Origin of the sequence: Catenulispora sp. EB89 (assembly GCF_041261445.1) — a bacterium.
GTDB lineage: Bacteria > Actinomycetota > Actinomycetes > Streptomycetales > Catenulisporaceae > Catenulispora.
Window position 1 is genome coordinate 139,045 of the sequence record NZ_JBGCCU010000028.1, and the last position, 20,601, is coordinate 159,645.

The following is a 20,601-nucleotide window of genomic DNA, read 5'->3' on the forward strand; positions in this document are numbered from 1 at the left end:
GATGACGCAGACCGCCGGGGACGCCCCGGCCGGCAGCACGCTCAGCGACGACCAGGTGGAGGCGGCAGGCAGCGCGGCTCCGGCCGGCGAGGCGACGGTGCCGGCTCAGGCCGAGCGTGCCAGCGCCGACTCTGCCGCCGCCACGTCCGGCACGACCGGCACGACCGGCACGACCGGCACGACCGGCACCCTGAGCACCGCCGCAGCCCCGGCCGACCTCGCGACGGACCTCGCGACCGCCGCCGCCGCCGCCGCGCGCCCCGCCAGCCCGGCCCCCGCCAACCTCAAGGCCCCCGCCAACCTCCTGGCCCGCGCCATCGCCTGGCGCACCACCCCGGCGATCCTCACCTGGACCTGCTTCGCGGCCCTGGTCGCCAACATCGGCATCATCGTCACCGGCGGCGCGGTCCGCCTCACCGACTCCGGCCTGGGCTGCCCGACCTGGCCCACCTGCACCGACGGCAGCCTGGTCCCGACCAGCCGGCTCGGCGCGTACGGCGTCGTGGAGTTCACCAACCGCATGCTGACCTTCGCGGTGTCGGTGGCGGTCGGCGCCGCGATCATCGCGTGCATGCGCTGGCACCCGCGCCGCGCGGTGCTGAACAAGTTGTCCTGGACGCTCTTCGTCGGCGTCGTGGTGCAGGCGGTCATCGGCGGCATCTCGGTGCGCACGCACCTGGCCCCGATCTGGGTCTCCCTGCACATGCTGGTCTCGCTCGGCATGGTCGCGCTGTCCTACGTCCTGTGGGTCCGCAGCCGCGAGCCCAACGACGCCGCGCCGACGCCGACCGTGCAGCCCGTCCTGCGCCAACTCGGCTACGTCCTGACCGCCGGCGTCGGCGCGCTGCTCATCGCCGGCACCATCGTCACCGGCAGCGGCCCGCACTCCGGCGCCAAGCTCGGCGACCCGGGCAACAAGCGCTTCCCGCTCAGCCCCGCCAACGCCACGCAGCTGCACGCCGACCTGGTCTTCCTGGTCGTGGGCCTGACCGTGGCGCTGTGGTTCGGGCTGAAGGCGACCGGCGCCGGCCCCCGCGTCCTGACCGCGGTGCGCGACCTGTTCCTGCTCCTGATGGCGCAGGGCGTGATCGGCTACGTCCAGTACTTCACGCACCTGCCGGTGCTGCTGGTCGGCATCCACATGTTCGGCGCGGCGATCGTCTGGGCCGGGACGTGGCGGGTGCTGCTGGCGATGCGGGAGCGCAAGGCCGTGCCGGCCGCCACCGCCGCGGCCTCCGCCGCCTGATACACATACAAACGTGCCCGGCCCGATGCTCGCGGGCCGGGCACTCTTGTTCCTCCCGCGCTAGTTCTTCTGGGTCTCGTCGACGTAAGGCACCAGGTCACGCCGGGCCTGCTGGGCGAACTCGGCCGAGACCGTCAGCCCCCACCGGCCGTCCATCAGGACCGCCTTGAGCTGGTCCTGCGTCAGCAGGGGTTCCTGCCGCGTCGGGTCGATCGGCGAACTGCCGGCCTGCGAGCCGTTCGGCGGGATGAAGTAGTTGGCCGCCGACAGCTCGACCGCCGTACCGTCCGGGAACGCCCGCACCGCGGCGTTCGAGATCGAGCCCTTGGTCGGCCCGCTCGGGTCCGCAGTGGCGTCACTGCGCAGATAGGTGAGAATGACGCTGCCGTCCGGCTGCGGGAACGACCGGCAGTCGTCGACGTTCGAGTCGATCGCCTCCTCCGTCGCGCAGTTCGTGTCGGCGAACTGGAACCGCTGGTTCTCGTTCAGGTCGCCCCACACCGTGGTCAGCCGGCCGCTGCCGTCGTCGAGCGACATCGACATGGCGACCCGCACCCCCAGCTGGGCCGGGTTGTAGCTGTCCTGGCCGGCGAGGTTCGCCGTGACGAGCCCCGCCGGCAGCAGGCCCTTGACGATCTCGCCGGCTGAGCGCCCGTCCATCAGGACCCGGCCCGGCCCCGGGACCGGCGCGGGGTTGGCGGTGCCGCGCTTGTAGTACGCCCCGTTCTTACCGGCCGTCGTCGGCGTGGATGTGGCCGGCTGCGCCTTCGACGGCTTCGCACTCGGCGTCGACACGGCCACCCCGGGCGGCACGTCCCGGTTCCCCTTCGCCGCACCCCCCGATCCCCCGCCGAGCGCCACCGCCCCGGCCGCGACACCGAGCACCGCCACCACGCTCAGCGCGCCGGTGACGGCCCGGGTCCGCACCACCCGCGCCCGCGCCCCGGCGAACACCGCCGCCGGGCCTCCGGCGATCGGCGGTTCCGCACCGATCCCCTCGCCGAGCACATCCCTGATCTCGTTCTCGTTCACGCTGTGGCTCCTTCCGAGCCGATGCCGAGTCCGAGCCGGTCGTCCTGGAGCACCACGCGCAGCGAGGCCAGGGCCCTGGCGCTCTGGCTCTTCACCGTCCCCTGCGAGATGCCGAGCAGGGCCGCGGTCTCCTCGACGCTGCGGTCCTCCCAGTAGCGGAGCACCACCGTCGCCCGCTGCCGGGGCGGGAGGCCACGGAGCGCGGAGAGCACCGTGAGCTTGAGGTCGCTGTCCCCGCGGACGCGGTCGGCGCCGTCGGCGACTTCCACAGGCTCCGCCCACGACTTCTCCCGACGCCGCCACAGTCGGCGGTTCTCATCGAGGAAAAGCCGGAGCAGCACCTGCCGCGAGTAGGCGTCCAGGCTCTCCACGCGACGCCGCCGCGCGGCCACCACCACCTTGATCAGCGTTCCCTGAACAAGGTCCTCAGCCCGGTGCCAGTCCCCGCACAGCAGGTACGCCGTTCGGCGCAACGCCAGATACCGTCCCCGGACGAACTGTTCCAGTTCCTCCTCGACGGCCGCCCTATCTCCCCGCGCCATCCGCTGTCCCCTCCGACCGGCTCAATCTTCTGTCACCGGTCCTTGAGGGGTCGGGCTGAGCGCGGGGTTGCTCGGGGCGGGAGACTTTTCCCTAAACCCCCGGCGCCGCCACCACGAGATCGGCGATCCCCGAAGCCTCGACCCGCCCCTCCCGCGCCGGCACGAAGCACGATTCGCCCTGGGTGAGCGTCAGCGCCCCCCGGGTCCCGCGCAGCTCGACCTCGCCGGACAGCGCCAGCACGATCCGCGGGCCGGTGCCGGGGATCTCCACGCGCAGCGTGGTGCCGGTGTCCAGCGTCGCGCGGTAGAGCCGGAACTCCGGCGCCGGCGTGTCGAACTCCTCGACCCCCACGCCGATCGCCGTGCCGTGCCGCACCGGGACCGGCACCGAGGCGTCCATCACCCGCAGCAGCTCGGCGACGTCGATGTGCTTCGGCGTCAGCCCGGCGCGCAGCACGTTGTCGGAGTTGGCGAGCAGCTCGATCCCGGTGCCGTGCAGGTACGCGTGCAGCCCGCCGGCCTCCAGGAAGACGGCCTCGCCGGGCTTGAGCACGACCCGCTTCATCAGCAGCATCGCCACCAGGCCGATGTCGCCCGGGAAGTCCTCGGCGACGCGCAGCACCGCCGCGAAGTCCTCCGCGAGCTCGCCGCCCTTGTCCGCCCCGACCCGACAGGCCTCGACGACGCTCGCCACCAGCTCCTCGCGGGTGTCCGCGGGCCACTCCAGCAGCCGGCCGATGGCGGCGGCCACGGTGGCCGGCTCCGGCCGGTCCGCAAGCGCCGCCCGCACCGGGTCCAGCGCCTCGGCGCCCAGCTCGACCAGCTCGGCGAGCACGCGCTCGGCGTCCTCGGCGGTGCGGCAGCCGGCCAGCGCCTCGAAGGCGGTGAGCGCCATCAGGATCTCCGGCTTGGGCCAGTCGTCCGCGTAGTTGCGGTTCGGGTCGCCGGCCGCCAGCCCGCGCTCCTGCTCGGCGGCGTAGCCGGCCTCGGCCTGCGCGCGCGTGGGATGCGTCTGGATGGACAGCGCCTTCGCCGACGACAGCACCTTGAGCAGGAACGGCAGCCGGTTCTTGAACCTGGCGGCGACCTGCGGGCCGAGCATCCCCACCGGGTCGGCGGAGACGAAGTCGAGCAGCGTGGCCTCACCGCCGTCGATCCGGGACGGCGCCGTCGGGTGCGCGCCCATCCACAGCTCGGCCTCCGGCTGCCCGGAGGGCTCGCGGCCTAGCAGTTCGCTGATGGCGCTGGGCGATCCCCAGGCGTAGTGCTGCGTGGTGTTGGTGAGCCGATACACCCTGGAAAGGGTACAGGTGCCTCAGCGAACCCTCAGTGAACGAGAGGGCTCACCGCGGCGGCCACGAACAGCAGCGCCAGATACATGTTCGAGAAGTGGAACAGGCGCATCGGCAGCAGCGCCGCGCCGTCCTTGCCCGAGCGCGCCCGCAGGTCCAGGCGGTGCGCCTCGACCAGGAACACCACGCCGAGCACGGCCGCCGCGATCGGGTAGACCAGGCCGGTGTGCCCGATCGGCCACAGCAGCAGCGAGCAGGCCACGGTCGCGTAGGAGTACCAGACGATCTGCCTGGTCACCTCGCGGGCCGGGGCCACCACCGGCAGCATCGGCACGTTCGCCGCCGCGTAGTCCTCGCGGTAGCGGATGGCCAGCGCCCAGAAGTGCGGCGGCGTCCACAGGAACACGACCATGAACAGCACCACCGGCGCCCACGCCAGCCGGTCCGTCGCCGCGGTCCAGCCGATCAGCGCCGGGAAGCAGCCGGCCGCGCCGCCCCAGACGATGTTCTGCGGCGTGCGCCGCTTGAGCACCATCGTGTAGACGAGCACGTAGAAAGCGTTCGCCGCGAGCGCCAGGCCCGAGGAGAGCCAGTTCACCGCGAACCCGAGCCAGAGCGTGGACACCACGCCGAGCACGAGCCCGAACACCAGAGCGTCCCGCGGCGTCACCGACGCGGCCGGCACCGGGCGGCGCCGGGTGCGGCGCATCTCGGCGTCGATGTCGCGGTCCACGTAGCAGTTCAGCGCGTTGGCGCTGCCGGCGGACAGGTAGCCGCCGATCGTCACGGCGATCACCGGCCACAGCGCCGGCACGTGGCGCAGCGCCAGGAACATCACCGGGATGGTGGTGACCAGCAGCAGCTCGATGATGCGCGGCTTGGTCAGGGCGACGTAGGCCTTGACGACCGCCATCGTGTGCCCGCCGCGGTCTGCCCCCACCGGCTCCACAGAGGGAGTGACGGTCCGGGACGGAGCCGTGGCCGGGGGAGTCTCGACCGTGGTCAAAAGCCCGTCCTCCATGGATACCTGATTCGGACAACACGCAACTTTAAACCGTCCCCCTCGCAGCTTTTGCGCCGGGTCGCCTTATCGCGCATTGAGTCGTCCAACCGTCGTAGATCAAATACGCCGCGCAGGTATATGAGGACTCCACCACTGCTGTTCACTAAGGGTTAGCCCGGGCGTACGCGTCCACCTGCTGACTGGGAACGCGATGCCTCTGAGGTCCGAGTAGGCTGGCGAAACGAGATCTGAATCATGTTGCGCAGGGGTCCCACCGGCTGTACCCGAGCGTGGGGCCTCGGCGCGTGAACTGCGAAGGAGCGCTTCCGGTGAGCACCGCAAGCACCGCAACCCCGTTCGAGTGGACCGACTTGGACAAGCGCGCTGTGGACACCGTCCGAGCCCTGGCCATGGACGCGGTCCAGAACACCGGTAACGGCCACCCCGGTACCGCGATGTCCCTGGCCCCGGCGGCCTACCTGCTCTTCCAGCGGCACCTTCGCTTCGACCCGGCCGACCCGCTCTGGGTCGGCCGGGACCGTTTCGTGCTCTCCTGCGGCCACTCCTCGCTCACCCAGTACATCCAGCTGTACTACGCGGGCCTCGGCCTGGAGCTGGAGGACCTCAAGCACTTCCGCCAGTGGGGCTCGCTCACCCCCGGCCACCCGGAGTACGGCCACACCAAGGGCATCGAGATCACCACCGGCCCGCTGGGCCAGGGCCTGTCCAACGCGGTCGGCATGGCGATGGCGGCGCGCTACGAGCGGGGCCTGTTCGACCCGGACGCCGCGGCCGGCACCTCTCCGTTCGACCACAAGATCTACGTCTTCGCCTCCGACGGCGACCTGGAGGAGGGCGTCACCTCCGAGGCCTCCTCGATCGCCGGCCACCAGAAGCTCGGCAACCTCGTGGTGGTCTACGACGACAACCACATCTCCATCGAGGGCGACACCAAGGTGGCCTTCGGCGAGGACGTGCTGCACCGCTACGAGGCCTACGGCTGGCACGTGCAGCACGTGGACTGGCTGGCCGGCGGCGAGTACCACGAGAACGTCGAGGAACTGCACCAGGCCCTGCTGGCGGCCGAGGCGGAGACCGAGCGCCCCTCGATCATCCGGCTGCGCACCATCATCGGCTGGCCGGCCCCGAACCTGCAGAACTCCGGCAAGGCGCACGGCGCCGCGCTCGGCGAGGCCGAGGTCGCGGCCACCAAGAAGGTCATGGGCATGGACCCGGACAAGACCTTCGACGTCCCGGCCGACGTCCTGGCGCACGTCCGGAAGGTCGGCGAGCGCGGCGCGGCCGAGCACAAGGCCTGGGACGCCGAGTTCGCCGCCTGGCGCGGCAAGAGCCCGGAGCGCGCCAGCGAGTTCGACCGCATCGCCAAGCGCGAGCTGCCGGCCGGCTGGGCCGAGAAGCTCCCGACCTTCGAGCCGGGCAAGGACGTCCCGACCCGCAAGGCGTCGGAGGCCGTCATCCAGGCGATCGCCGAGTCGGTGCCGGAGCTGTGGGGCGGCTCGGCCGACCTCGCGGAGTCGAACCTGACCACGATCAAGGGCGGCAAGTCGTTCCTGCCCGCGGTCTACGGCGAGACCGAGTTCGGCGAGTCCAGCCCCTACGGCCGCATCCTGCACTTCGGCATCCGCGAGCACGCGATGGGCTCGATCCTCAACGGCATCGCGGTGCACGGCAACACCCTGCCGTTCGGCGGCACCTTCCTGGTGTTCTCCGACTACATGCGCCCGGCCGTGCGCCTGGCCGCGCTGATGAAGCTGCCGGTCACCTACGTCTGGACGCACGACTCGATCGGCCTGGGCGAGGACGGCCCGACCCACCAGCCGGTCGAGCACGTCGCCGCGCTGCGGCTGATCCCGGGCATGACCGTGGTCCGCCCGGGCGACGCCAACGAGACCGTCGGCGCCTGGAAGGCCCTGATGGAGAAGCACACCGGCACCGACGACCACGGCCCGGTCGGCATCGCGCTGACCCGCCAGGGCATCCCGACCTACGACCACGAGGCGCTGAACTCCTCGCTGGACGCGATCGAGGGCACCGCCAAGGGCGGCTACGTCTTGGCCGAGGCCAGCGGCGGCGCGCCGAAGGTGATCCTGATCGGCACCGGCTCGGAGGTGCAGCTGGCGATCCAGGCCCGCGAGGCGCTGGAGGCCGACGGCATCCCGACCCGCGTGGTCTCGATGCCCTCCACCGAGTGGTTTGAAGAGCAGGACGCCGCCTACAAGGAGTCGGTCCTGCCGACCGCCGTGAAGGCCCGCGTCTCGGTCGAGGCGGGCGTCGGTGCCGGCTGGGCGCAGTACGTCGGCGACGCCGGCCGCAGCGTCTCGCTGGAGCACTTCGGTGCCTCCGCGGACTACAAGACCCTGTACCGCGAGTTCGGCATCACGGCCGAGGCCGTCGAGGCCGCGGCCCGGGAATCCCTGGCCGCCGCAGGCGCTTGATTTTTGAGTGAAGAGGGAGAAGACGAGATGACGAACAAGAATCTGGACACGCTGTCCGGAGCCGGAGTCGCGATCTGGCTGGACGACCTGTCCCGCGCGCGCCTGCAGTCCGGCAACCTGGCCTCGCTGATGGCCGAGAAGAACGTGGTCGGCGTGACCACCAACCCGACGATCTTCCAGAAGGCCATCGTCGGTTCCGAGGTCTACACCGAGCAGCTCACGGACCTCGCGGTGCGCGGGGTCACCGTCGACGAGGCGATCCGCATGATCACCACCGCCGACGTGCGGGCCGCGGCCGACGTGCTGCGCCCCGCCTACGACGCCTCCGACCTGCAGGACGGCCGGGTCTCGATCGAGGTCGACCCGCGGCTGGCGCACCAGACCGCGCCGACCGTGGCCGAGGCCAAGCAGCTGTGGTGGCTGGTGGACCGGGAGAACCTGTTCATCAAGATCCCGGCGACCCGCGAGGGCCTGCCGGCCATCACCGCGGTGCTCGGCGCCGGCATCAGCGTGAACGTGACGCTGATCTTCTCGCTGGAGCGCTACCGCGCGGTGATGGAGGCCTTCCTGGCCGGGATCGAGCAGGCCAAGGCGAACGGCCACGACCTGGGCAAGATCGCCTCGGTCGCGTCGTTCTTCGTGAGCCGGGTCGACACCGAGATCGACAAGCGCCTCGAGAAGCTCGGGAAGACCGAGCTCAAGGGCAAGGCCGGCGTCGCGAACGCCCGCCTGGCCTTCGAGGCCTACGAGGAGGTCTTCTCCTCGGACCGCTGGACCGCGCTGGCCGCCGCCGGCGCCAAGCCGCAGCGTCCGCTGTGGGCCTCCACCGGTGTGAAGGACCCGGCGTACGTGGACACCATGTACGTGGACGACCTGATCACCCGCGGCGTGGTGAACACCATGCCGGAGGCGACGCTGGACGCCGAGGCCGACCACGGCAAGCCGTCCGAGGACTCGATCCGCGCGCACTACGCCGAGTCCCACAAGGTCCTTGAGGACCTGGCCGCGGCCGGCGTCTCCTACGACGACGTCGTCCAGCTGCTGGAGGACGAGGGCGTCGACAAGTTCGAGGTCTCCTGGAAGGAACTCCTCGACTCGGTCCAGGGCGAATTGGACAAGCTCCGGTGAGTGACAAGGGCAACAGCCACCAGGGCTACCAGCTCTCCCAGGCCGAGAAGGCGCTGCTCTCGCACGAGCAGGCCGCCGACGGCACGGCGAACCCGCTGCGCGACGCCGCCGACCGCCGCCTGCCGCGCATCGCCGGGCCCTGCGGCCTGGTGATGTTCGGCGTCACCGGCGACCTGTCCCGCAAGAAGCTGATGCCGGCGATCTACGACCTGGCGAACCGGGGGCTGCTGCCCCCGGGCTTCGCCCTGGTCGGGTTCGCCCGCCGGGACTGGGCCGACCAGGACTTCGCCGAAGAGGTCCACCTGGCGGTCAAGGAGCACGCGCGGACCCCGTACCGCGAAGAGGTCTGGCGCCAGCTCTCCGAGGGCTTCCGCTTCGTCTCCGGCGAGTTCGGCGACAAGCAGGCCTTCCAGGAGCTCAAGGACACCATCGACAAGCTGGACGCCGAGCGCGGCACCAACGGCAACCACGCGTTCTACCTGTCGGTCCCGCCGAAGTTCTTCCCCGGCGTGGTCGAGCAGCTGCACGAGGTCGGCCTGGACCAGGGCCCGGAGGGCTCCTGGCGCCGGGTCATCATCGAGAAGCCGTTCGGCCACGACCTGACCTCGGCCCGCGAGCTGAACGCCATCGTGGACTCGGTGTTCCCGCCCAAGTCGGTCTTCCGGATCGACCACTACCTGGGCAAGGAGACGGTCCAGAACATCCTGGCGCTGCGGTTCGCCAACGAGATGTTCGAGCCGATCTGGAGCCGGGACCACGTGGACCACGTCCAGATCACGATGGCCGAGGACATCGGCATCGGCGGCCGGGCCGGGTACTACGACGGCATCGGCGCGGCGCGCGACGTCATCCAGAACCACCTGCTGCAGCTGCTGGCGCTGACCGCGATGGAGGAGCCGGTGTCCTTCGACGCCGACGCCATCGCCGCGGAGAAGACCAAGGTGCTCTCGGCCATCCGGCTCCCGGACGACCTGGACACCTACACGGTCCGCGGGCAGTACGCGGCCGGCTGGCAGGGCGGCGAGAAGGTGGTCGGGTACCTGGAGGAGGACGGCATCTCGCCGGACTCCACCACCGACACCTACGCCGCGGTGAAGCTGGAGGTGAACACCCGCCGCTGGGCCGGCGTGCCGTTCTACCTGCGCACCGGCAAGCGCCTGGGCCGCCGCGTCACCGAGATCGCGGTGGTGTTCAAGCGCTCGCCGTTCCTGCCCTTCACCCCGACCCAGACCGAGGAGCTGGGGCAGAACGCCCTGGTGATCCGGGTGCAGCCGGACGAGGGTGTGACGGTCCGCTTCGGCTCCAAGGTCCCGGGCACCTCCATGGAGGTGCGCGACGTGAACATGGACTTCGCTTACGGCGAGGCGTTCACCGAGTCCTCCCCGGAGGCCTACGAGCGGCTGATCCTGGACGTCCTGCTCGGCGACGCCCCGCTGTTCCCGCGGGTGGCGGAGGTCGAGCTGGGCTGGGAGGTCCTGGACCCGATCGAGGCGTACTGGACCGAACACGGCAAGCCGGAGCAGTACACCTCGGGCACCTGGGGTCCGGCCAAGGCGGACGAGATGCTCGCGAAGGACGGACGGAGCTGGCGGCGGCCATGATCAAGCACCTGGATTCCACCACCTCGGCGAAGATCGCCAACGCCCTGATCGACATCCGCAAGGAGGCCGGGGCGGCCACCACCGGCGCGGTCCTGACCCTGGTGATCGAGACCGACGAGCGGCACCACTACTACGCCCTGCGGGCCGCGCGCGAGGCCTCGCGCGCGCACCCCTCGCGCATCCTGGTCGTGATACCGCACCCGGAGCAGCCCTTCTCCGGGCTGGACGCCGAGGTGCGGGTCGGCGACGAGATGGGCCCGGGCGAGGCCGTGGTGATGCGGCTCAACGGCGAGCTGGCCTCGCACGCCGACGCCGTCGTGCTGCCGCTGCTGCTGCCGGACACCCCGGTGGTCACCTGGTGGCCCTCGGAGTCGCCGACGGACCCGGCCGAGTCCGCGCTGGGCAAGCTGGCGATGCGCCGGATCACCGACGCCTCCGGCACCCACACCCCGGTCCCGGTCGCGGACCGGCTGCGCGGCTACTCCCCCGGCGACACCGACCTGGCCTGGACCCGCTGCACCCCGTGGCGCTCCATGCTGGCCGCGGCGCTGGACCAGATGCCGTCCACGGTGAAGACCGTCAAGGTCACCGCCGAGGTCGACAACGCGTCCTCGACGCTGCTGGCGGTCTGGCTGGGCTGGCGCCTGGGCGTGCCGGTGACGCTGTCCACGGACACCGGTCCCGGCATCACCGGCGTGCACCTGGGCACCGACAAGGGCGAGATCAGCCTGACCCGCCCCGACGGGATGCTGGCCGTGCTCTCCATGCCCGACCAGCCGGACCGGCACGTCGCGCTCAAGCGCCGCGAGCTGGCCGACCTGCTCACCGAGGAGCTGCGCCGCCTGGACGTCGACGAGACGTACGAGGAGGTGCTGCGGCACGTCACCGAGCACGACGCGGCGGCGATCGACAAGATGCAGCCGACCCCGCCGAAGAAGTCGACGATCACGATGACCGCCGAGCCCGACAAGGGTCCGCTGGGCGAGCTGCCCAAGGAGTCGGTCGAGCGCGAGGAGCAGCTGCAGAACGAGGCGATCGACAAGCCGCTGGACGACGCGCCATGAGCGCCACTCCGGAGGTCATCGTCCACCGCGACGCCGAGGTCCTGGCGCAGGCTGTGGCGGCGCGGCTGATCACCCGGCTGGTCGACGTGCAGGCGCTCCGCGGCGCCGCGCACGTCGTCCTGACCGGCGGCACCGTCGGCATCAAGACCCTGGCGGCGGTCGCGGCCTCCCCGGCGCGCGGCGCCGTGGACTGGTCCCGGGTCCAGCTGTGGTGGGGCGACGAGCGGTTCCTGCCCAGCGGCGACCCGGAGCGCAACGAGACCCAGGCCCGCGAGGCGCTGCTGGACGGCCTGGTCGCCGAGGGCCTGCTGCCGGAGGCGAACATCCACGCGATGGCCGCCGCCGACAAGGCGGGCTTCACCCCGGAGGAGGCGGCGGAGCAGTACGCGTCGACCCTGGCCGACTTCGCCCGCGAGGGCGACGACGTCCCGGCCTTCGACGTCCTGATGCTCGGCATGGGCCCGGACGGCCACATCGCCTCCCTCTTCCCGGGCCACCCGGCCCTGTACGAGGACAAGCGCAGCACCGTCGGCGTGCACAACTCGCCGAAACCGCCGCCGCTGCGGGTCTCGCTGACCCTGCCCTCGATCCAGGCCGCCGCCGAGGTCTGGGTGGTCGCGGCCGGCGCGGAGAAGGCGAAGGTCACCCATCTGGCGCTGTCCGGCGCCGGACCGGTACAGATCCCGGCCGCCGGGGCGCGCGGACGCGGGCGGAGCCTGTTCCTGCTGGACCGGGCTTCGGCTTCGGAACTGCCTTCGGAGCTGGCGCCTTACTCGCTGAGCTGAGCGCTGATACGACGCGTGCGACACGGTGCCGCCGCTGATCTTCGGATCGGCGGCGGCACTGTTTGTTTTGCCGTGCTCTGCCTCGAAGCGCCGCGAGCCATCGGGCCATGGGGTCATCGGGCCATCAGGCCATCAGGCCATTGCCGGGCCAGTGGCCTTGGATCCGACCACCCGACCGCGAATACGATCAGCCCATGAACGCACCCGTCCGCGTCGGCGCCCTGGTCCCCTTGTCCCGGCCCGGTTGGGTGGAGGCGGGCCGGCACCTGCTCACCGGCCTCGAACTGGCCGCCGGCGACAGCGGCATCCCCATCGAGCTGCTGGTCCGCGACACCGCCGCCGATCCCGCCAAAGCCGCGGCAGCCGTCGACGAGCTCACCGACCTCGGCGCGGCCGCCATAGTCGGCGAGTATCACAGCGTCGTGGCACGCTCCGCCGCCGCACGCGCCGACGCCCTCGCGGTACCGTTCCTCTGCTCCTCAGCGGTCCTCGACACTCTCACCGAGCAGCCGACCGACTGGGTCGCCCGCATCGCCCCGGCACAGTCCCACTGCTGGCAGGTCTACGCCGACTTCCTCCTCGCCGCCGGCCACACCCGCGTCGCCGTCGCGGCCCAGCCGACCGTCTACTGGCAATCCGGCACCCGCATCCTGCGCGAGCACCTGGCGTCACGCGGCGCCGACCTCGTCGAGATCGACATCACCACCGGCTTCGCCGCGGTCTGCGATGCGCTCGTGGACCACGGCGCGACGGCCCTCCTGCTGCTCGTCGCCACACCGGACCCGGCCGTGCCGATCGTCAAGGCGGTCCGCGCCGACCCGCGCCTGGCCGACGTCCTCATCGGCGCTCCCGCAGGCCAGCCGGAGTTCACCGAGTGGGCCGAACAGCTCGGCGCCGACGGCACCGCGATCCCGTTCCTGAGCTACCTGCCCGAGCGCTTCACTCCGTTGGGCGAACGCGTCGACGCCGCACTCCGCGAGCGGCTGGCCGGACCACCCTCGTTCGTCGCCTTCGAGGGCTACGACACCGTCGCCGTCCTTGCCGAGATCCTGCGCTCGCACGGCTCCGACCGGAAGAGCATCGCAGCAGCCTTCCCGCACGTCTCCGTCGAGGGCACGCGCGGCCGCATCCAGTTCTCCCGCGCGCCGGGCATCAGCGTCTGGCAGTGGGCCTGGCCGCCGGTGCAGGTCGTGGACCGCGACCCGGCCGACCCGTCACGCATCCGCGTCCTGCACCGCGGCTGAAGCTCGACTCTGCGCTCTACTCTCCTACTCAACTCCGCGCTCGTGAATCCGCCGGAACCCGTCTGACCACGGCACCGGCCGCCGATCCGCCCCGGTCCGCACGATCGTCCGCCGTCCGACCGCGTGCACCACCCCGCCGTCCCCGACGAACCGGAACTCGTACACGCAGCTCGTCGTCCCGATCTTCACCACCCGCAGCTCCACGTCCAGCTCGCCGACCTCGGCGACCGGAACCCGGAACTCGATCTCGTAGGCCTTCACCAGGTGCCGCATGTCCGGACCCTCGATCAGCTCCGGAACGCTCTCGTACCAGGTACTCAGGGCCCGCTCGGCGTGCACCGCATAGCGCGCGTTGTGCAGAACTCCGACCTTGTCGAGCTCGTCGAACCAGACCCGGGTACGGAACACGTGCAGCGGCGGCTCGGTCCCGCCGGCTTCGACATCGTTCATAGCCTCAGCTGTACCTCACTCAGGACCGCCGTTCCTCAATCAGAGCCCGCCGGACCACGTGATTCCAGCCACACCCCGCGCCTACCCTGAGCAGCATGACAGCCAGCACACGGAGCCACACGCATCCGTTCCTGCCGTACAGCCCCGAACGCCTCGACCAGGCCGAGGCCATACGACGCGGCACGCAGTTCCACGAACACCTGCACGCCCGCCGCAGCGTCCGTTTCTTCTCCTCCGACCCGGTCCCCGCCGAGATGATCGAACTGGCCGTGGCCGCCGCCAACACCGCGCCCTCCGGCGCCCACCAGCAGCCCTGGAAGTTCGTCGCCGTCGGCGACCCCACGCTCCGCCACCGCATCCGCGAAGCGGCCGAACAAGAAGAGCGCATCAACTACGAAGGCGGCCGCCTCCCCGAAGCCTGGCGCGAAGCCCTCGGCCCGCTGGAGACGGACTCCGACAAGTCCTACCTCGACATCGTCCCCTGGATCGTCGTGGCCTTCGCCGAGAAGAGCACGCCGATGCCGGACGGCCGGCTGCGCAAGAACTACTACGTCAACGAAAGCGTCGGCATCGCCTGTGGCCTGTTCATCGCCGCCCTGCACACCATGGGCCTGGCGACGCTGACCCACACGCCCAACCCCATGGCGTTCCTCACCGACATCTTGCAGCGCCCCTCCACGGAGCGTCCCTACATCCTCTTCCCCGTCGGCTACCCGACCGCCGACTGCGAAGTCCCCGACCTGGCCCGCAAGCCACTCGCCTCGGCCCTGGAGTTCTTCGGCGGCTGACCGCGCGCCATCTTGCCCCCGGCAGATTCTGAGAGTAACTTCCATTTCGAGGTTACTCTCAAGAGAAGGGGGCTATCATGATCGAGTCGGCGCAGGGGGAGGCGAGGCCGCCGTCGGGGGCGGAGCGCCGCAAATGGTGGGCGCTCGGCGGCCTGGCGCTGAGCCTGCTGGTCGTGGGCCTGGACCTGACGGTGCTCAACGTCGCGCTGCCGACGCTGTCCACCTCGCTCAAGGCCTCGACCAGCCAGCTCCAGTGGTTCGCGAACTCCTACAACCTGGCCATGGCCATCGCGCTGCTGCCCGGCGGCCTGCTCGGCGACCGGTTCGGCCGCAAGCGGATGCTGGTGATCGCGCTGACCGCGTTCGGCGTGGCCTCCGGCTTCTGCGCCTTCGCCTCCTCGGCCGGCGAGCTGATCGTCTGGCGCGCGGTGCTCGGCGTGGGCGCGGCGATGCTGATCCCGCTGAGCATGAGCGTGCTGACCGTGATCTTCACGCCCGAGGAGCGGCCGCGCGCCATGGGCATCTGGGCCACCGCCAACATGCTCGGCATCCCGCTCGGCCCGATCCTGGGCGGCTGGCTGCTGGACCACTACTGGTGGGGCTCGGTCTTCCTGATCAACCTGCCGGTCGTGGTGATCGCCCTGGCCGCGGTGGTGTGGCTGGTCCCGGAGTCCCGCGCGGAGCGCAAGCCGCGCATCGACCTGCCGGGCCTGGCCGCCTCCGCGGTCGGCCTGGCCGCCATCACCTACGGCCTGATCAAGGCCGGGGACACCGGCTGGGCCTCGGCGCAGGCACTGGTCCCGCTGCTCGGCGGCCTGGTGGTGCTGGCCGGCTTCGTCCAGCTCCAGCGCAGCCCCAGGCAGACGCTGATCGACCTGGAGCTGTTCCGCGCCCGCGGCTTCACCTGGGGCACGATCCTGTCGACGATCGTCAGCTTCGCGCTGTTCGGCCTGATGTTCACGCTGCCGCAGTTCTACCAGGCCGTCGAGGGCGCCGACGCGCTCGGCACGGGCCTGCGGCTGCTGCCGCTGATCGCGGGCCTGATGGCCGGCGTCCGGATCGGGCAGCCGTTCCTGAAGAAGGTCGGCTCCGGACCGCTGATCGGCGCCGGGTTCATCCTGCTGGCCGTCGCCCTGATGATCGGCACCTCGACCGGCGTCCACGACGGCTACGGCTTCGTCGCCTTCTGGCTCACCCTCGGCGGCGTCGGCGTCGGCCTGGCGATGCCGATCACCATGAACGCGGCCCTGGACGAGCTCAGCGCCGAACGCGCCGGCGTCGGCTCCGCGCTGCTGATGACCATCCGCCAGATCGGCGGCACCTGCGCGGTGGCGATCCTGGGCACGGTCCTGAACAGCCAGTACCGCAGCCACCTGGCCCCGGCCGCCTCACACCTGCCGGCCCCGGTGGCCGCCGCGGCCACGCGCAGCGCCGGCGGCGGCGTCGCGGTGGCGGCGCAGCTGCACTCGCCCTCGCTGCTGGAGTCGGTGCGCTCGGCCCTGGTGCACGCCACGAGCATGACGATGTGGGTCAGCGCGGGCTTCGCCGTCGTCGGCGTCCTGGCCGCCACCCAGCTTCCTCGCAAGGCCCGGCTGCCCCAGCAGCGGGCGGAGGCAGCAGAATCGACGGGTGATCTCCTCAATGCCGCAGACTGACCAAGCCCCGGCCGCAGCTGCTCCCGTCGCAGCCCCGACGGGACTGCGGGAGCGCAAAAAAGCCCGGACGCGTGCCGCCATCCAGCGGCACGCGCTCCGCCTCTTCCGCGAAGCGGGCTACAGCGCCACCACCATGGAGCAGATCGCCGCAGCGGCCGACGTCTCGCCGAGCACGCTGTACCGGTACTTCCCGACCAAGGAGGACCTGATCCTCCAGGACGACTACGACCCGCTGCTCGAGGCGACGTTCCGCGCCCAACCGCCGGAGCTGCCGATCCTGGAGGCGTTCCGCGCCTCCGTCCACGAAGCCATGCTCCAGATCCCCGCCGAGGACCAGGCCGAAGCCCTCGAACGGGCCCGCCTGGCGTACACCATCCCCGAAGTCCGGGCCCGCACCCTGGACCACATGTTCACCACCACGGACATGATCGCCGACCTCTTCGCCGAACGACTGAACCGCTCCCGCGACGAACTGGAGGTCCGCGTCCTGGCCGGCAGCGTCATAGGGGCACTGATGGCAGCCCAGCAGCGCTGGATCGCCGACCCGGAACCGGACATGTTCGGCGTCCTGGAACGTGCCCTGCAGGTCCTGATCGACGGCCCCGGCAACCTCGGCCCCGGCCACCCAGACCCCGCCTCCGCCCCCGACTCCAGCCCCTGTACCGACCCCACCCCGCAAGGGCCTGACAGCCGGTAACCTTCAGCACGTGGACATAGAACCGACTCCGTGCCGCTGCCTGCTGTGCCAGCCCGCCATCGCCGACGAGGCGCAGTGGGACCTCCGCGACCGCGAGATCGCGCGCAACGTCCGCGAGTACGGCTGGCACACCATGGGCGTGACCGGCTATGACACGCCGGACTGGGCCTACTCGATCGGAATGTGGCACACCCACGGCGGCTACGACGTCTGCATGGCAGGACTGCCGGTGGAGAACTCGATGGCGCTGGTCTCAAAGATCGCGCAACAGGTCCTCGACGGCCGCGCACTCGGCCCGGAGAAGCGCCGCCTGGACGTGATCGAAGGCTACGAAGTCGCCACCCGCCCGGTGCACCCGAGCTGGTACCCGGCCATGTTCGGCGCCGGACTGGACTTCTTCCAGACCCCGCCGTGGCCGATGCTGCAGGCGGTGTGGCCGGACCGCGAGGGACGTTTCCCCTGGGAGGAGGGGGCTGATCCGGAGAAGCAGGATCAGCAGCCTTTCCTGTGGGTGGCTCGGAACGAGCACCCGGCCAGCATGTGGGTTTCTTCTTCTTTGAGCTTGTAGTCGGTTGGCTGGCCGTGGGTTCATAGCCAGCTCGTCGGTCCGCCGTGCAGCCACACGTCCGCCGCCAATCACCAACCTTCCGCGGCGGGCCGGCTGGCGAAGCATCTGCCTGACCCATCCCGTCCCATCCGCCCGGCCAGTTTCCGCTATCCGGTTGCGACCCCCGGTCCCCCTTGGCAGCATCGCGCCATGTCCACTCCCCGCATCACCCTGCTCCGCGGCGACATCACCCAGCAGAACGTGGACGCGATCGTGAACGCGGCCAACTCCTCCCTCCTCGGCGGCGGCGGAGTCGACGGAGCCATCCACCGTGCGGGCGGCCCGGAGATCCTCGAAGCGTGCCGTGCCCTACGCGCGTCCCACTACGGCCGCGGCCTGGCCACCGGCGAAGCCGTCGCCACCACCGCCGGCCGCCTCCCCGCACGCTGGGTCATCCACACCGTCGGCCCGGTCTACTCCCGCGACGAGGACCGCTCCGCACTCTTGGCCGCCTGCCACACGAACTCACTGCACGTCGCCGACACCCTCGGCGCAAAGACCGTCGCCTTCCCCGCCATCTCCACGGGCATCTTCAGCTGGCCCATCGCCGACGCCGCACGCATCGCGATCGCCACGGTCCGCGCCGCGACCACCGACGTCGACGAAGTCCGCTTCGTACTCTTCGACACCAGCGCCTACGAGGCCTTCCAGCACGCAGCCCAGCAATAACCGCTTCATCATTCGGCCCCACTCACCGCGGCTGCCATCCTCTCCACCGCCTCCGTCAAGATCGCCGGCGACGTCGCGATGTTGATCCGCACATGCCCCGCACCACCCGTCCCGAACGGAATCCCCGAGTTCACCGCCACCCGCCCCCGTTCGAGGAAGACCCCCGCCGGATCGTCACCCAACTCCAGGCCCCGACAATCCAGCCACTGCAAGTACGTCCCCACCCCCGGCCGCCACGCGACGCCCGGCAAGTGCTCGGCCAACAGCCGCCCCAGCAACGCCCGGTTCTCATCAAGCCCGGCAAGCAGCGCGTCCAGCCACTCCCCACCCTCACGCAGCGCCGCAACGTGCGCGATCACGCCCAGATGACTCGGCCCATGCCCGACCTCCTCCGGCATCCGCGCCAAATCCGCCGCCGACGCAGGCCCCGCAATCGCCACGGCCGCCTTCAGCCCCGCCAGATTCCACCCCTTCGACGCCGACATGAGCGACAACCCATCCTCGGCACCCGCCACACTCAGGTACGGCGTGAACCTCTCCCCCGCCGCAACCAGTGGCGCATGAATCTCGTCGGCGACGACCCGCACCCCGAACTCCGCCGCCAACCCCGCAACCCGCTCCAACTCCTCGCGCGTATGCACCGTACCCGTCGGATTCTGCGGATTGCACAGCAGATAAGCCCCTCGCCGCCCCCGCGCAGCCATCGCCGCAAACGCAGACTCCACCGCCCCGAAGTCGAGCCGCCCATCCGCCCCCAACGGCGCCTCAACAACCTCACGGTCCATATGCGCCACGAAGTCAAAGAACGGCGGATACACGGGACTGTTCACCACCACCGGATCCCCCGGCCCCGTCACCAACCTCAACATCTCCACAACCCCGAGCATCACGTCCGGCACCAAAGCCGCCCGCCCCGGCACAACCCCACCCCACCCCCACCGCCGCACAGCGAACTCCCCCAAAGCCTCCGCATACGAGTCCCCCAACGGATAGCCGGTATCCCCCCGCCGCACAGCACCAATCAGCGCCTCCGCAACCGGCTCCGGCGTCGGCACATCCATCTCCGCCACCCACAAAGGCAGCACATCCTCCGGATACTTCCGCCACTTCATGCTGGTCCGAGTCCGAAGCTCGGCAAGCCCCAGACACGTCAACGGATTAGCACCGCGAAGCTCCATAGCTCACACACTAAGTCCCGCCTACTGCTCAGCGGCTAGCTCCTCCAACCGCTGCACGACACGCTCGACAGGCACCGTCGTATCGATCTCGGCAGTAGCCGTCGCACGCAACAACGGCTCGACCGTCTCCAGATGCCCGAGGATCGCATCGCGCTCATCGTCCCGCTTGCCATAAGGATTGGTGGTCCGCGCACCAACACGAGCCAAGATCACATCCGCAGGCGCACTGAACAAAACAACCTGGTCGAACAACGGATAGAAGCCGCCCTGATTCGTCTTGCACCCGGCAACGAACAGGTGCCCATCCCGATGCCCACTCAGCAACTCGCGGATCGCCTGCTCCCGCCAGATCCAGTCACTGGAGCCATCAGGAAGCCGCACCCACCGACTCCAAACCTCCGAGTCAGTATCAACAGTCGTATGCCCACGCAACCGAAGACGCTCCAAAGCAGTCGACTTACCGGTACCCGACATACCCGTGATCAGGATCTTCGCCACGAACCCGAGCCTATGCGAGCCGCAGCCCTGCTCCGCCAGCTCCTCCAGAAAGCGCCAACCAGCGCCAAAGCGCTCCCGGCGGCCCGGTCCCGGCGACCACCGCCAACCCTGGGACCTCTCCTAATCGCCTCCGGCACCCACGCCCACCCCAGCGACGGTGTGCCGCGCGCACCTACGAGGCCATCTACTGGTCGACTATCCGCTACCGGCCACTAAGTCCGCCGCCGGCGCCAGAACCCTTCCGATCCGCCGCCGACCACACGCGCCGACGCCATCCCCGCTCGCTACCGGTACCGCATCCCCCTCAGGCTGCCGCGAGCCCGGAGACTTTCCCTTCCGCCGCCGGCACCGCGCTCCTCACCGACTCGCCGCCAGCCCCGAGGCCTTCCCTTCCGCGACCGGCACCGCGCTCCTCGCCGACTCGCCGCCAGCCCGGAGACCTTCCTTCCGCCACCGGCACCGCGCTCCTCACCGACTCGCCGGCGGCCCCAGACCCGACCAGACCGTGGCACCGGGACGAGCCGCGCCACCGAGGTGATCGGGGCCCCAGGAGGTCGGCCAGATTGCGCTAGCTAGAGAGTTCTCGCTGCGGGTGTTACGGGGGTAGTGGATCAAGTCCAGTCTTGGCGAGGAGTCCGGCCAGGAGTCCGGGTCGGTACTGCATGC

19 protein-coding genes are annotated in these 20,601 nt (G+C 70.7%); 12 read left to right on the forward strand and 7 right to left on the reverse strand.

What is annotated here, in order from left to right; translation table 11 throughout:
- Window position 1 precedes the first annotated feature (1 nt).
- A complete protein-coding gene (locus tag ABH920_RS41010) occupies window positions 2-1,246 on the forward strand; it encodes a heme A synthase (RefSeq protein ID WP_370354714.1) in 1,245 nt (414 codons plus the stop codon).
- Window positions 1,247-1,306: 60 nt separating this feature from the next.
- Here the strand turns inward: ABH920_RS41010 and ABH920_RS41015 are convergent, their stop codons facing one another.
- From ABH920_RS41015 to ABH920_RS41030, 4 genes are all read right to left on the reverse strand, one after another.
- Window positions 1,307-2,278, reverse strand: coding sequence for a hypothetical protein (locus ABH920_RS41015; RefSeq protein ID WP_370354715.1), 972 nt, complete (start codon window positions 2,276-2,278; stop codon window positions 1,307-1,309).
- Window positions 2,275-2,820 carry a SigE family RNA polymerase sigma factor gene (locus ABH920_RS41020; RefSeq protein ID WP_370354716.1) on the reverse strand — a complete coding sequence of 182 codons (546 nt, stop codon included), beginning with the start codon at window positions 2,818-2,820 and terminating at the stop codon, window positions 2,275-2,277. Before ABH920_RS41020 ends, ABH920_RS41015 begins: the two co-directional genes overlap by 4 nt.
- Window positions 2,821-2,911: 91 nt before the next feature.
- Window positions 2,912-4,114 (reverse strand): mannose-6-phosphate isomerase, class I, encoded by a 1,203-nt coding sequence (gene manA, locus ABH920_RS41025; protein ID WP_370354717.1) that lies wholly within the window; start codon window positions 4,112-4,114, stop codon window positions 2,912-2,914.
- A 32-nt stretch (window positions 4,115-4,146) separates the two neighbouring features.
- Window positions 4,147-5,133 (reverse strand): heme o synthase, encoded by a 987-nt coding sequence (locus ABH920_RS41030; protein ID WP_370354718.1) that lies wholly within the window; start codon window positions 5,131-5,133, stop codon window positions 4,147-4,149.
- Between the two features lie 311 nt (window positions 5,134-5,444).
- Here ABH920_RS41030 and tkt point away from each other — a divergent pair, with 311 nt between their 5' ends.
- The 6 genes from tkt to ABH920_RS41060 all read left to right on the forward strand — a co-directional run bounded on the left by tkt (window position 5,445) and on the right by ABH920_RS41060 (window position 13,393).
- Window positions 5,445-7,571 (forward strand): transketolase, encoded by a 2,127-nt coding sequence (tkt, locus tag ABH920_RS41035; protein WP_370354719.1) that lies wholly within the window; start codon window positions 5,445-5,447, stop codon window positions 7,569-7,571.
- A 27-nt stretch (window positions 7,572-7,598) separates the two neighbouring features.
- Window positions 7,599-8,699: a transaldolase gene (gene tal, locus ABH920_RS41040; protein WP_370354720.1), complete on the forward strand. Its 1,101-nt coding sequence runs from the start codon at window positions 7,599-7,601 to the stop codon at window positions 8,697-8,699.
- A 53-nt stretch (window positions 8,700-8,752) separates the two neighbouring features.
- Window positions 8,753-10,300, forward strand: coding sequence for a glucose-6-phosphate dehydrogenase (zwf, locus tag ABH920_RS41045; RefSeq protein WP_370354735.1), 1,548 nt, complete (start codon window positions 8,753-8,755; stop codon window positions 10,298-10,300).
- Window positions 10,297-11,364, forward strand: a complete 1,068-nt coding sequence (locus tag ABH920_RS41050) for a glucose-6-phosphate dehydrogenase assembly protein OpcA (RefSeq protein WP_370354721.1) — start codon at window positions 10,297-10,299, stop codon at window positions 11,362-11,364. Before zwf ends, ABH920_RS41050 begins: the two co-directional genes overlap by 4 nt.
- On the forward strand, window positions 11,361-12,149 hold the full coding sequence (pgl, locus tag ABH920_RS41055) for a 6-phosphogluconolactonase (RefSeq protein WP_370354722.1): 789 nt from the start codon (window positions 11,361-11,363) through the stop codon (window positions 12,147-12,149). The genes ABH920_RS41050 and pgl overlap by 4 nt, the downstream gene beginning before the upstream one ends.
- A 194-nt stretch (window positions 12,150-12,343) precedes the next feature.
- Window positions 12,344-13,393, forward strand: coding sequence for an ABC transporter substrate-binding protein (locus tag ABH920_RS41060; RefSeq protein WP_370354723.1), 1,050 nt, complete (start codon window positions 12,344-12,346; stop codon window positions 13,391-13,393).
- A gap of 24 nt (window positions 13,394-13,417) precedes the next feature.
- Here ABH920_RS41060 and ABH920_RS41065 read toward each other — a convergent pair whose 3' ends face one another.
- Entirely contained in the window at window positions 13,418-13,843 is a 426-nt protein-coding gene (locus ABH920_RS41065) for an acyl-CoA thioesterase (RefSeq protein WP_370354724.1), read from the reverse strand.
- 95 nt (window positions 13,844-13,938) lie between these two features.
- On the opposite strand from ABH920_RS41065, the gene ABH920_RS41070 reads away from it, so the two are divergent.
- The 5 genes from ABH920_RS41070 to ABH920_RS41090 all read left to right on the forward strand — a co-directional run bounded on the left by ABH920_RS41070 (window position 13,939) and on the right by ABH920_RS41090 (window position 18,259).
- On the forward strand, window positions 13,939-14,631 hold the full coding sequence (locus ABH920_RS41070; protein WP_370354725.1) for a nitroreductase family protein: 693 nt from the start codon (window positions 13,939-13,941) through the stop codon (window positions 14,629-14,631).
- 77 nt (window positions 14,632-14,708) lie between these two features.
- The gene (locus ABH920_RS41075; RefSeq protein WP_370354726.1) at window positions 14,709-16,286 is read left to right on the forward strand and encodes a DHA2 family efflux MFS transporter permease subunit; all 1,578 of its coding nucleotides are present in this window, start codon (window positions 14,709-14,711) and stop codon (window positions 16,284-16,286) included.
- Window positions 16,273-16,983, forward strand: a complete 711-nt coding sequence (locus ABH920_RS41080; protein ID WP_370354727.1) for a TetR/AcrR family transcriptional regulator — start codon at window positions 16,273-16,275, stop codon at window positions 16,981-16,983. Before ABH920_RS41075 ends, ABH920_RS41080 begins: the two co-directional genes overlap by 14 nt.
- Before the next feature lie 10 nt (window positions 16,984-16,993).
- Window positions 16,994-17,551, forward strand: a complete 558-nt coding sequence (locus ABH920_RS41085) for a DUF4262 domain-containing protein (RefSeq protein WP_370354728.1) — start codon at window positions 16,994-16,996, stop codon at window positions 17,549-17,551.
- Window positions 17,552-17,740: 189 nt separating this feature from the next.
- Window positions 17,741-18,259, forward strand: a complete 519-nt coding sequence (locus tag ABH920_RS41090; RefSeq protein WP_370354729.1) for an O-acetyl-ADP-ribose deacetylase — start codon at window positions 17,741-17,743, stop codon at window positions 18,257-18,259.
- Between the two features lie 8 nt (window positions 18,260-18,267).
- Here the strand turns inward: ABH920_RS41090 and ABH920_RS41095 are convergent, their stop codons facing one another.
- Together ABH920_RS41095 and ABH920_RS41100 are read right to left on the reverse strand one after the other, a co-directional pair.
- On the reverse strand, window positions 18,268-19,371 hold the full coding sequence (locus ABH920_RS41095; protein ID WP_370354730.1) for a MalY/PatB family protein: 1,104 nt from the start codon (window positions 19,369-19,371) through the stop codon (window positions 18,268-18,270).
- An 87-nt stretch (window positions 19,372-19,458) separates the two neighbouring features.
- Complete coding sequence (locus ABH920_RS41100; protein WP_370354731.1) at window positions 19,459-19,935, reverse strand: AAA family ATPase; 477 nt, start codon at window positions 19,933-19,935, stop codon at window positions 19,459-19,461.
- Between the last annotated feature and the right edge of the window lie 666 nt (window positions 19,936-20,601).